The organism is Aquiluna sp. Uisw_065 (assembly GCF_047731275.1).
Classification (GTDB): Bacteria; Actinomycetota; Actinomycetes; order Actinomycetales; family Microbacteriaceae; genus Aquiluna.
On the sequence record NZ_CP159836.1, the window covers coordinates 93,728 to 107,265 of the forward strand.

Below are 13,538 nucleotides of genomic sequence, written 5' to 3' on the forward strand. Positions count from 1 at the left end.
GGAACGTTGAAGAAAGCTATAGCGCTACTTTTGACTCTGGTGTTTAGCGTTTTGGGGTTTGGCTTGCCAGTTGCAGTGGCCGAGACCTCCGCTAAGACGTTCACCATCACTGACAGTGATGGTGCCCCCTACGAGGGTGCAGAAATAGCACTTCTTGAGTGGGATCCAAGCACCGGAAGAATAGCCCCAACTGAACCCGAGACGGCCGGCGCCGATGGTGTAGCGCAAATCAATTACGATCCAGACAACGGTCGGTATTTCGAGGGGTATGCGATTCTTCCTCCAGTGGGGGATTACTCCCACGCTAACCTCTACGGCTATGTGCGGTTCACCGACTCAGCTCAATCAATTGCTATTCAGCTAGTTGCAGCAAATACGGTTTTTAGGGCCGTAGATGAGTCGGGGGACGAAGTTAGTGGGTTCTCTTGGATTAGTTATCCTGCGACGGGGGACACGGGATTCAACCCCTCCTATGCGCCAATTCTTCGGGCAGGTCCATTCGGCCTTGATTTGTCAACGGGCCTAAGTTCTGGGCAGGACTATTTGATTTCAATCAATCCTGAAGGCCAACAGGGAGTTTTCTTTTCAGAATTCGGATTGCGCTTGTCGGGGGCCAGCCCTTCGTACAGCCACACGGCCTATTCAGACGACACCTTTGCTAACGCCATCCTTCCGGAGTTGATAGACGGCACCTCGGTCATCTCTCTCACTTTGACCGCGGCAAATTTCCGGGGGCAGTTGTTAGACGCATCCAGAGCACCACTTTCATTATCAGACGGCGTTAGTGGAACGATAACTATTCGCAAATCCCTTGCTAACGGCCAGGTCGACTTCGACGGTTGGCAAAGGAATTCACAAATCGCTAGCAACGGAAGTTTTGCGGCGCTTATCGAGAGCCCTTTGGCAGGGAAATACTGGCCGCAGTTCGAGATTTCAGGTTCAAATTCGGTTCCCACATTTACCGGCCAGCCGTTCTACATAAATGCGAATGGTGACTACTCACTTTCTGAAGCAGGGCCGTTTACCGATCCGGGTACTTTTAAATACGAGGTCGTACCTCCAGTTCCAAACTTCAGGGTCTCTATCGAAACTGGAAATGCAGGACTTAAGCAGGGTGGAAGCATTCAGCTTTTTCAAAACACAGAGTCCGGCCAGTCTGGTTATTGGGGCCCCGGTTATTCGGCCAACAGTCTCGCGAGCTACTCCCTAGAAGATGGTGTCTATCAACTCAGTACCTATCCGGACGAGAACCTGCTTGCCGGAGAAGAGTATGAACTGGTGGTGGATTCTGGATCCACCACTCTTCGAGACTCGTCGGGAGAAACTGTCCCTCCATTGGACGGTAATGGAAATTACAGGCTTCAATATCAACTTGCGAATGTAAATATTAAGCTTGTAAATCCTTACGAGCCTGGAAACTTTTTCGATAACTTTTCTGTCTTCGCCTACGGCACTGAGGTTGAAAATAGAAACTTTTCGGCGAATAATGACACGTACTCCGGAGTCGTGGGACTCAGGCTGCCTGATGGTAAATACAATTTGAGAGTTAGCACATCGTCGGATTTACTGGTTGTCGACCGAGAATATTCCATAGAGATGGTTGGCGGAGAAGTCGCCAGCATCAAGGACTCCCAAACTCTTGTGGAGACTCTTTCGACGGGTGGTTTCTTCCAACTTCAGCCTCACAGAGCAAACCTTATCGCAACAGTCCATGCCAACGGCTCCCCTGTAGACCTCAGTCAATTTGGCCTGGGGGCGAGACTGGAAAATGCGATTGTTGACTTTTCATCAGACGAGCAATTTCGGCAGTGGACGCAAGTGAAGCCTGATGGAAGAGTGGGTTTCTACGTTTCTGAGGTTGGATTGTACAAAGTTACAATTGACCAACCGCAAGGTGGGTCGGACTTCGGTGGCCTCACTCTTGGGAGTGTGAATGTATCAAACCCTGAAGTGGTCCAGAACTTGGGCGTGATTGATCTCCCGCTGAAAAACTTCAAGTTCTCCGTAACTGCCCCGGGCAAGACCGATCCCTTGAGAAATATCGGAAGTCAACTAAGCGGGGCCGGATCGAGCTACGGCCTCTATACCGACACTGGCACCGTAGCTGGAGCCTACATATCTAGCGCTGGAACTTACGAACTAAGAGTAGAAAAGCCCCATCTTGCATCACCTTCGGAGATGGCATCCACGACTTACACGCTCACAGTGAGCGATTCGGGAGTAGGCGGTTTCTCAATAACAATTCCCGGCGTGACGCCCTCAGGCGACGGAGTGTTCGTCCTTGAATTAGATAGGCCGAATGTCACCGGCAAACTCAAGTCTCCCTCGGGAGCTACTCTCGATTTTTCCAGCGGAGCGTGGGCCAATGTTGGAGTTCAAAAGTACGATGATGCAGCAAATCTTTGGACCTGGACCAACAATTATGCAGACCTAGACAATAAGGGAAACTTCGGGCTCAACTTGAACGAAACCGGTCTCTACAGGATGATCCTAGAGCCTTACAGCATAGAGGGAGCTGGCAAAACCTTTGGCGCCCCATTTGAGGCAACGAACGAGAATCTCTCAGGAACCGTTGCCAGCTTCCCTGACCTGAGATTCTCCGCACCAACCGCAACCTTCAAGGTCTATGAGCCTGGCTCTGCAGTGCCAATTAGGTACATCGGCATTGAAATCCGAAAAGATGGCCAGTGGTTAGATTGGATCAGCACTGATCAAAATGGTCTTGCGAGCTTTACTGAGGAAGGTGCCGGATCTTATGAATTCAGAGTTCACCCGCCTTATAACAGCGATGCGGTCTCAACGACATACACGGGCACGGTGGCTGATGTCGGAGGGACTCTTGTCCTAACTTTGAACTCAGCGACCGCGGTCGATGGGGTGTTTGCTCTTGAATTGGGTTCACCGAACCTAACCGGCTGGCTAAATGATTCGGTGGGAGACCGTATTGATCTTGGACAACGGCTCTGGGTAAACGTCCAAGTCCAGAGGTATGTCCCGGAGATGGATTACTGGGAGTGGACCGACATGAATGCCAATGTGCGTCCTGACGGTGGCTTCGGTCTAACTATTGATCGTGCCGGAACCTTCAGGCTTCGATTTGAGCCCTGGGGAAGCCAAGATTATGCGACCACTCTCTCAGCTGAATTCACGGTAACCGAAGCTGAGCTTGCAGACTATTCCGGAACTTTCAATGGCCTTGTGCTGAGGGCGCCAGCCTTGACTGGCGTTGTCTACGGTGTTGACGGCACAACCCCGATCTCAGACAGCCAAATACTTCCTGTTGACGCCCTTACTGGGCAAGAGCTATGGGAATACTCCAAGTGGACTGACCGAGAGGGCAGATGGGCCTTGGCTTTGCCAGAGGGCGAGTACTCGTTGTTCGCGAGAGCTCCTTACCAGTCGACTGCGTACGGAGACAGCGCAGAGATCACTGGGCTTATCGTTGATGCTGAAGGAATAGCGAGTATTGGCGGAGTAGCAGTCAGTTCTGGAATATCTCTTCAATTGAGTGACCCAACCTGGACTGGTGAGGTTGTTGCGCCAAATGATACCTCTAAAAAGCTAGCAAATGCCTCGATTTGCCTTTGGCAGAATAACGAGGGCAACGACTCCAGTCGTTGCACACAGTCCAATAACGCCGGTCAATGGGCGCTATCGAAGTGGCCATCATTCGATGACTTCAACGACACTTCAGTGCTTACAATCCGTGCCAATCAAAACCCTGAATTTGCTGAAGCGCGCTACGAGGGCGAAGCAGAAATCGAGGGAGTTCTTGGAGCCTTTTCGAGCGGTGCGGTTATCGGGTCAGGAACCGGGATTCAATTGTCACCGGCGCTGCCGAACACCATCTTCACAATTACGGCTGGCTCAAATGGCGCGCCCTATGTCTGGGTGAACGTTATGAACGATGACATTGGTTGGTTGGGAGGAGGCTCAGCGGATGCCAATGGTGTAGTTAGTTTGAACCTAGAAACCCTAGCGGCGGACATGAGAGTTGAAATCTATGTCAACTCATCCGGACCGACAAGTGCTTACACTTCAACTACCAAAATCTTCACTCAGGCGCAGGTTGCAGCGTCAACAGTTGGCGGACAATTCGCAGCGACCATCGGTCTCGACACACCAAATCTAAGGGTGAAGATTTACGAACCGGGGACCGATGGATCTGCGCTAGGTGACCCTGTTCGAGACTCTTACGTTGATGTTTACAACGAGACAACGGACGAATGGTCGAGAGGTTCCAGTTCGGACTACCAAGGTCAGGCATCCTTGAGGCTGCCGGTGCCAGCCTCTGGTTCTCACACATACCGTTTCACTGTGAACCCTAGCTACCAAAACACTGGCCTATTGTCCAGAAACATCTACTACGCCAGGATAAATTCTGCTGGGGAGATCGAGATGCACGAGGACGTGGGTGCAACTCGGTCGGTGACAGCAGAAGCCGGAGTGTTCCCACTCACCTTGGCAGCCCCGAACCTTCGAGGAAATGTTTATCGACCAGGGGAGAGCTCGACGAAGGTTCAGAACAGTTATGTAGTACCGATTGATTTCTCTACCCGCTGGGAACTTTGGGAGTACGGCATCAGCACCAACAAGAATGGTGCCTTTGGCATGACCCTGCCTGATGGAACCTACTACCTCAAGGCTCGAGCACCATGGGATGAGCGAACTCTTTCTGATTCTGCGCAGTGCCAAGTTTCTGTGGCGAGCGAACTAGTAACCGGCGACTGCGTAGTTGGCGGCCAAATAATGTTGCGATTGCGCGAGCCGAATGTGAAGTTCAAGCTGTTAGACACTAATGGCAACCCACTGAAGTACACCAACGTGAGTATTTCAGTTGGAAATTGGTGGTCAAATGCCTTCTCCGGAGAGGACGGCAACATCTCACTGCTGATCGACTCCGCCGAAATTGCCCTGCGAAATCCTAGTCTTAGTGGTGCGCAGGACATCCAAATTTGGGTTGACCCGAACCAACAAAGCGGTATAGATGCAGTTCGATGGGGATGTTCTTCTGGCGACAGCAAACCAATTTGTGCACAGCTCGCGGATCTAGTAATCGGTCAAGACTACCTTCCCGGTGGCGTAGACCTTGGAAACATCACGGCTCTGGGACCAAACACGACAGTAACCGTGCTGTCCCCGGGAGACAGCCCTACCCCGATCAAAAACACATGGGTGAATTTGTTCTATGAGGAAAGTGGTTGGAAGCGGTGGCTAAGTTCTGGTGCGACGGATGCTAATGGAAAGGCTCGCTTCAATATAGACGATACTTATCTTTTGAACGAAGGTGCAAGATTCAGCATCGAAATTGAGGCGCCTTGGATCTCTAGGAGCACTTTTTCTAGAACAACGGTAAACAACCTCACTTACGCAGAGCTAACTGGCACTAATTTTGAACTCGGCACTCCGAACTTGAAGATAACCGTCAAGGACGCAGATGGAATCTCGGCAGCTAAGTGGGCCTTCATTCAGGTCGAGGAGGTAGATCCAACTAGCTACTCCTACGTTTCTTGGCAAAACGGATACGGGACCGATAGGTCTGGAGTTGCATCATTGAACCTTGAATCTGGCAAGACCTTCAGGCTGACCTTGTATCCAGGTCATTTGTCTGAAGGGTCTAGGACAACTTGCGTGTTCGCAGTTGACGGCCTCGGGGTTGTTTCGAAGGTTGCAGCTAAGTGCGGGGGTCAGTCTGGGGAAGTAGTCTCCAAAGCAATAACTCTGCAGCTAAGTGCCGGCAATGTTGCAGGACGGATACTAAATTCTTCTGGATCTGCCGGGGTATCTGGGGCAATCGTGTTTGCCGAGGCTTTCAATACCAGTGACGGTGTTGCAAGCGGAGAAACCGCGGAAGCTGTCACTAGCGCAACGGGTGACTATGCCTTGCAGCTTGACTCTAGTTTTGACTGGAAGATCAAAGTGTTCTATGTGAACCCTCCGGCCATTGTTACGCCTTTGGCTTCATACCTGACGCCTTACTCCGTCAGTGCTTCAGACCTCCGAACAGCAGACACCACCACCACCCCGAAAGCCGTAAACATCACGTTGGTGGCCAAGTGAGAATAGTAGGCAGTTTCAGGTTTCTTGCTGCCCTAGCTGGAATGTTGCTGGTGGCTAATGTGGCAAGCCCCGCAATCGCGGCTCCGTCAGCACCGACAAACGTAAGCGTACTGAGCACGACTCAAGACGGTGCTGCAACATCGGCAGGAACAGCATCTGTGACTTGGACCCAGGCATTAGGAGCAGCAACTTATTCGGTAACCGCAACCGCTAATGGCCAAACTAGCCAGTCCGGTTCTGTTGCAGTATGCGCCGGCGGCAGCTGCTCATCTTCGCTTGCGGGGCTAACCGGAGGCATCACCTACTCGGTGGTCGTGACTTCAATCGCAGCTGACGGATCTGAAACCCCCTCGGCGGCGCCTAACGCCACAATTATTGCGGAGACTGTTCCCTTCACTCCAGGTTCACTGACTCTCTCGCTCAGTTCAGGACAAATTACTCTTGGCTGGACGGCCCCCAGTAACGGGGGCTCCGCAATAATCAAGTACGTGATCTCCGACGGCGGTTCATTCAGCGTCGACGTGTCATCTGCAAGCGTTGCGTACAGCAGTTCGAGCTTCACAGCTGGCCAAAACTATACCTTTAGCATCGTTGCAGTGAACTCACTCGGTGAGGCGGCAAGCGATGACTTTGATGCGATCACTTTTGCGACTGCGCCAACTGCGCCGGCTGCGCCAACAGCCACTGTGGAGGGTAGCTCCATCCCTGTTAACTGGTTGGCACCCGCAACAAATGGCAGTGCAATTACTTCCTACTCGGTCTTCCTAATCAACTCTTCGGGAACGGATGTTGGAACACCTGCGGTGCCAAGCCCAGCCACCTCCACTTCACTGACGCTATCCAACGTGGCTTCTGGTACTTACACGTTAAAAGTGACGGCCACAAACGCTCAAGGAACCAGCGCACGCTCAATCGCATCAACTTCCAAGATCATTTCTTCGGGCGCCTCCGATAACACACCAACTTTTAGTCCCGCAGACTTGGCTTCGATGGACATAGGTACCAATGTAATTTTGAAGGCCTCTGCCCCTTCAGGCGGAGCAGTCACAATTACCGTCAGTGCTTCTCCAGCCGGCGCTTGCACATATTCAGCGGGCAAGGTTTTTGCAGTTTCAGCCGGCACTTGCAATGTTGCTGCTGCTGCTGCTGCAACCGCGTCCTTTGCCGCAGGTACTGGCTCCAAGACAATCACAGTGAAGGCAGCGCAGAGCATCACCTTTTCTCCGGTAGCTAGCCAAGCTCTGCCTGGCCCTATCGCAGTTTCTGCTGGAAGCTCTTCGGGGTTATCGGTTAGGTTCACAGTGATCGGGAGTTGTTCGATTTCGGGCTCTGTGGTGTCGTTCTCGGCTATCGGTAGTTGCAGCGTCACTGCAGCACAGCCAGGAAACGTTGCCTACAGCCCAGCCCAATCTATTACCCACACCTTCCAAATCGCTTCAACTTCTAGCGCTGTCGGTCCAGGCTCCTCTGGATCTGTCGGTCCAGGTTCATCGGGGTCTATCGGTGGCAGCAACCCAACTGCTCCTGGGTCGGGTGGGGACCCTGTTACAGGAACTCCCTCAACGTCTGCGGGCGCCAAAGTCAATGCTGGGAGCTTTAAGGGTTACATTGCGCTTTATGCCAAGGGTCACAAGGGCAAGCGTTTTTCAGCCAAGGTTGGGAAAGATTGGGTAATTGTGCCAGCACTGAAGTCCGACTTTGTACGAATTGTCGAGTATACGGGCGTTGGTTACAAGATAGCGGTGCGTGTTTACATCGATAGAAAGCTACTTTCTACCATCCCAATCCTCACTAAGTAGTTACTGTGCCAGCACCAGTGAGCATCGCACAGATTCCTATTGCGCCCAGTGTTAGTCGTCGCGACAGCTGGGGATACGCGTTTCTCAGTAACGTTTGTGCTCAATGGCTCTACAGTCCATGTGGCGCTCTTGAAGGGACTGTCTAGAAATAAATCTCAACTCCTTCAGGCAACAGCCCAAGGGTCACAGCCTTTAAGACGGCTTGTTGCCTGGTGCTAACACCGAGGGCTCTAAAGATTTTTACTGACTCCTGCTTAATTGTCGACTCGCTAAGAATCATTTTGTTGGCAATTACCAGGTTGGTCTTTCCCAGAGCCATCTCGGTCAGGATTAACATTTGACGCTGTGTCATGTCCTCGGGAGAGGCCTTTTTGGAATCTTGACTATTGGCTACCGTTTTGTAGCCAATGGAGTCCAGGAACAAACCGCCCGCAGCCTGGATGGCCTTCAAGGTTCCGTTATCCGGGGTAAAAATGTAGGAGTCTTTCAGTGAGAATCTAATTACCCCACCTACCGGCAGTTCGTTTCGAAGGTAGACGCAACCAATCACATCAACTTCTTGGTCGTCTAACATGGCAGTTCCGAAAGACAGCTCTCTCGTCCTTGCGGCCTCAGTCAAGAGGTTGTCATCAAGCTGCGAGAGGGTTTGGCTTTCAAACGAGTTCTTGCCATAGGAGCCGAGTGGTTGCCAGCGACCGGTATTAGTCAGGGCATACACCTGAACCCCCAATGTGCCGATGCCAAAGAGCTCATCCGTTGCCATCCGGCGGCACAATTCGTTGCCAGAAGAACTTGAGGCGATAAGCCCAATCATTCGAACTGTCTGAGCTATTTCTGTAGTGACGTCCAAAAGCTTTTCCGATCTGTTCGGTACACCCGAGTTCTTCAACCTCCTAGAACCATAGCGGATACATGTTCGGACAATCGAAACGCTTGTTCGGACAATTCATTGATCGTCTTTCGCCGGGCGGCGTCGTCCAAGTCCCAAGTCGGGGCCGTGCGCCCGTAATCGCAGTGCCTATAGGCCGCCCAGGGGCGAAGACTGATCAGACATCGGTTGATCCTGATTTGACGCCTCCCCCGAAGTAGGGACAGCAGCGTGGGGGCTTCCTGAAGGCCAGTTAGCAACTGGACGGCACTGTCCACAAATCGAAGTCACCGTATTGGCAGAAATCAGGTTTTTAGTTGTACGCACAGACATTCAGGATGTTCGTTCATACCTCGGCCCGCGATAGTAACCAAACCACCTACCCACTGGTTACCTATCTACGTAAGGGTTTGCTATCTCCTGCTTGGTTGGTGGTAACACTCTCTTACAGCCTGTAACCAACTGGTTATAGGCAAACCAAGAAAGAAAGAGACATACATGTCTAAGAACACAACCCAAAAGGGTCTGGCGTTTGGTGCAGGTGTCGCTCTCGTTTCCTCCATGTTTGCAGCAGCTCCGGCTAACGCAGCAATTGAAGGATTCGTAACCCTGGCTCCGTCCAGCGGTGTCCAGAGCGCATATGCAGTAATCGCGGATACTGGTAACACATTCAGCATCCGAGCAACACAGGGTGCGTCCGCTAAGTTCACCGGCAAGGAACTGAAGTTCCTCGTAACGGACCCAGAGGCAGAATTCGTACCTGCTGCTGACGGAACCAGCGCTTTCGTTAATCTTGATGAAGATTTCACGGAAGCCGACACCATGGTTATCGACAAAACTGCTAACACGGTTACCATTACGGCCGCTGATCTAGCAACTGAGCTGGGCACTGGTGGCTACATCTTCCTAGATGGTGCCCTTATAGGCGAGGAGGACGGTGGAGCAGGCGCTACCGGCGCCACTGTTGCTTCCGCCGACACTCCTTACTATGCCACTGTTGACGGTAACGATATTACCTTCAAGACCGAAATCGATATCAGCGGCGCCGGCGCAACCTTCGCGGTTGATCAGAACGAAGAAGTGAAAACAACCGTTACAGTCAACCAGCTGTCAAACCTTCGTGGATCTAACAACTCATTCGTTGTAGACACTGGTGATGACGACGCTGCAAACGCAGACCTAAAGCTTCTGTCCCCAAACACAACAACAAAGAGCGTTACTGTTCAGGCCTTCGTTGACTACGTGGAAAACGACAAGATTGACTCACTGGACTACGTTTCACCAGCTCGTGAGATCACATTTGTTGCTCTAGCGGACCTAGATGGATCAATCGCTTTGACCCCACCTAACACACTGGATGCATCTCTAACTGCGACGATTTCGACCACCCCAGTAATTAACGGTGTTCAGGTCGCTGACGACGATTTGCTAGCAGCTGTGTTTACCCGTCAGGGTTCGAACCAGACTCCAATTGTTAAGGCCGACATCAGTACCCAGGATGCGGACGCCGGAACATGGGAAGTCAGCGTTTCTTTGGCTGATGTAACGAACCTAACTGGCTGGGTAAATGCAACCACCGACATTGCAGCCATCGACTTGACTGCCACTGCTGGCATGAACGACTGGAACTTCCAGTTGCCTGTTACTCCGATTGCCGGAACTGACGGTGCCGATGCTGCTGCTCCCGGAACTGATGATCTAACGGCTGTTTCTGTTGCAACAACTGGCGTTGTTTCTGTCACCACAACTGCTGCCCACCACCTAAGAACAGGTGACAAGATCACCTTGGCAGTAGATGCTGCTGATGACGTGGATTCGGCTGTACAGGCAACTGCCGTCGCTGTGACTGTGACAGGTACTAATACCTTTACATACACATTGACTGCAACTGTGAAGCCAACTGCAGCGGAGTCCGACACGGACCTACAGACCGCTACGGCCTACACGGTTACTTACTCCTCGATCACATCCGTGTTCGCTGGTGACTACTCTGCAACTCTTGCCTTCGAGCAAACTGCGAACAAGTACGCAACTGTTGGAACAGCGTCCAAGTTTGGAACGCTTGCTCTTCTAGCAGCCGACACTGTAATTACAACTGTCGCTTCTGAGTCACTTCAGGGCGCAAGTATAAACAACTCGGTTAACAACGCCACAGACGCAAAAATCAAAGCAGGAACTCTTTCTGCCACGGTAACTGCGACTGTTGTTGATAAAGATGGAGTTTCAGTTGGCGCCGGACGTTCTGTTGCATACACCACAGCAGTAGGAGCGAACACAACTATCAAGGTAAACGGACTTGCATCTTCTGCAGCGAAGCCAGCCTTGGTGACTGACGCAAACGGACAGGTCACATTCACTGTTACCGACACAACTGGTACCGACGGCAAGACGGTCACCATCACAGTTACTCCAGAAGGTAACGCCGGTGCGCAGACAACATTCACTCTTGAATGGGACACTGCAGCGCTAACGCTATTTGACATGAACGTGTCTGACAGCGCGGCTCTAACAACTGGAACTCGCACTGTAGCGGTCGGCGCAAGCTATGACCTCAACTTGCTTGTTGCTGACCAGTTCTTCACTGCGGCTGCGGATGCAGACTACCGTCTAGCTGTGAGCGGCTCTGGCGTCACTGCGGGATTCGTTTCCCTAGTGAACGGCAAGGCAACTGTAAAGGTGACTGACAGTCAGGTAACTACTTCCTTCGTGTCCAGAATCACATTGCAGAAGAAGGGCTCAACTGGAGTGTTTGCTAACACAACCACCATCGTTGACCTAACAACTGCAACTAACGCTAAGTCGAAGGTTAACTTAGCGGCAGATGCTTCAACCTTGTACGCCTCTTCAACCGCAGATCTTTCGGATGCAGTTGCTAAGGTTGCGCTGGTTGAGCGCGATACCCGTATCGCTTTCGCTGCTGCACCTCTTTACGTAAACAGCAACCTTGTTTCAGGTAAGGTAACCAACACCACTTCTGGTAGTTCGGTTGGCTTCTCGGTTGTGACCGTTTCGGGCCCTGCCAACATCCTGTTCTCAAACGGTGCTGTTGACAAGCGCGGATCAATCACATTGGTTTCTGACACGAACGGTGAGTTTGCAGTGAACCTGTACTCGACATCTGCTCAGACAGATTCAGTAATCACTGTGACCGCTAACGGCGTGAGCTCCACCACCAAGGTATCCTTCACCGGAATCGGCGTTGGAGAGGGAACTGTTCTTACAGTTACTACTCCTGCTGCTGTACAGCCTGCTTCTACCTTCCAGGTAAAGGCAAAGCTTTCAGACGCATACGGTAACGGTGTTGCTCTTGCTGCTGTCAAGGTTGCCTACACTGGTGCCGGAATTGTGTTTGGCAACTTGCCAACCGCGACCGACGCCAATGGTGAGCTAATGTTCAGCGTTCTACTAGGTTCAAACGACACCGGAACAGTTTCTGTAACCGTGTCCTATGACCAGAACAAGGATGCTGACTACCTCGACGCCAAGGACCTAGTTACTACCTCGACAACTGTGATCACCGCCTCTGGCGATGTGGCTTCAGAGACAAAGGTAAACGCTGGTTCATTCAAGGGCTACGTAGCACTTTATGCAAAGGGCTATGAAGGCAAGAAGATGAGCGCAATCGTTGCTGGTAAGTGGATAGTGGTTGCCTCACTAGCCTCTGACTTCGAGCGTGTAGTTCGCTTCACCGGAGCTGGCTACGACATCGTTGCAACCATCTACATTGATGGTGTAATGATCAGCACATTCAACGTAACCACCAAGTAGTTCTTACTACTTAGTAGTTCAATAACCACTAACCCCAGGCCTTCGGGCCTGGGGTTAGTCATTTAATTGGTTTATGTGAGTGATGTTGCTGTTATTTGGAAAAGTGAGCACGGCAGAGAGCCAAACCCAATTCGCTCAAGCCTTCACCTTTCGGGGGTTAGAAGACCAACGGCGTTTCTTGTGGTTTGCTGGCGGGTAATTGTTTTGGTTTTAGTGCTTAGCTTCCCATTGTGTTGAGGAGTCCTAGAAGGACTGCCTTTTTAGTCGCCTCAGTTCTGTTTGGGACTGCAAGCTTTCGGTAGATCTTGATGGTCTCTTGACGAATGGTTGACTCTGAGAGCTCTAGGGACTCGGCTATCGTGCCGTTGGTGTTTCCGTTCGCAATCATTTCGAGCACTACTTGCTGTCGGCTAGTTAGCTCTTCCAGGTCGCCATGGGAATCCGTGGCGAGAGTATTTTGGCTCGCGGTCCCCATGCACTCAAGCCATAGGCCGCCGAACATTGAAGCGGTTCGTTGGTCCTGTTTTCCCAGTGTTACTTCATAGGGTGAGGACTTGATCATGACCATAACCCCGATTGTGTGAGCCGAAGATGAGAACGGGTAGCAGTAAAAATAAACCTCTAACCCCGTTTCTTCAATCAGCTCCGTCCCATTAGTGGGCAAACCGGTTCTTGCGGCCTCGGAAATGGGGTTTTGGTCCCAGAGTGAAAGTCTCTGTTCAGAAACGTAGAGTGAACGCCCAAATGCGGCCAGTGAAGTCAGAGACGCATCAGGGTTTATGACAAACAGCTCAGCACCCAGGGCGTACTTACCGAATAACGAGTGCGTCGCACACGAACGAACGTAACTATATGGTGTCTTGGAATCAACTAGAAGCACAGTCAGGTCGTGCATTACCTCGGAGCTTGATGCTTCATGGTCCGCTAGAGCTATCACTGTTCTCCTTAGCTAAATGTATGTACGTACATTATTGCCCACCATAAATGAGTTCTAGCAACCCTAGCACCTGCCCAGACAAAAAAGATACTGTCCGGACATCCCG

Annotated in this window: 5 protein-coding genes; 3 read left to right on the top strand and 2 right to left on the bottom strand. The window is 51.6% G+C overall.

What is annotated here, in order from left to right; all coding sequences use genetic code 11:
* The first annotated feature begins 6 nt into the window (after positions 1 to 6).
* Both ABXT50_RS00485 and ABXT50_RS00490 read left to right on the top strand, forming a co-directional pair.
* Positions 7 to 6,060: a hypothetical protein gene (locus ABXT50_RS00485; RefSeq protein WP_415274237.1), complete on the top strand. Its 6,054-nt coding sequence runs from the start codon at positions 7 to 9 to the stop codon at positions 6,058 to 6,060.
* Positions 6,057 to 7,859 carry a fibronectin type III domain-containing protein gene (locus ABXT50_RS00490; protein ID WP_415274238.1) on the top strand — a complete coding sequence of 601 codons (1,803 nt, stop codon included), beginning with the start codon at positions 6,057 to 6,059 and terminating at the stop codon, positions 7,857 to 7,859. The genes ABXT50_RS00485 and ABXT50_RS00490 overlap by 4 nt, the downstream gene beginning before the upstream one ends.
* A 142-nt stretch (positions 7,860 to 8,001) precedes the next feature.
* Here ABXT50_RS00490 and ABXT50_RS00495 read toward each other — a convergent pair whose 3' ends face one another.
* Positions 8,002 to 8,709 (bottom strand): LuxR C-terminal-related transcriptional regulator, encoded by a 708-nt coding sequence (locus tag ABXT50_RS00495; RefSeq protein ID WP_415274239.1) that lies wholly within the window; start codon positions 8,707 to 8,709, stop codon positions 8,002 to 8,004.
* A gap of 516 nt (positions 8,710 to 9,225) precedes the next feature.
* Between ABXT50_RS00495 and ABXT50_RS00500 the strand changes: the two genes are divergently transcribed.
* Positions 9,226 to 12,495 carry a beta strand repeat-containing protein gene (locus ABXT50_RS00500; protein ID WP_415274240.1) on the top strand — a complete coding sequence of 1,090 codons (3,270 nt, stop codon included), beginning with the start codon at positions 9,226 to 9,228 and terminating at the stop codon, positions 12,493 to 12,495.
* 217 nt (positions 12,496 to 12,712) lie between these two features.
* Here ABXT50_RS00500 and ABXT50_RS00505 read toward each other — a convergent pair whose 3' ends face one another.
* Positions 12,713 to 13,432 carry a LuxR C-terminal-related transcriptional regulator gene (locus ABXT50_RS00505; protein ID WP_415274241.1) on the bottom strand — a complete coding sequence of 240 codons (720 nt, stop codon included), beginning with the start codon at positions 13,430 to 13,432 and terminating at the stop codon, positions 12,713 to 12,715.
* Positions 13,433 to 13,538 lie beyond the last annotated feature (106 nt).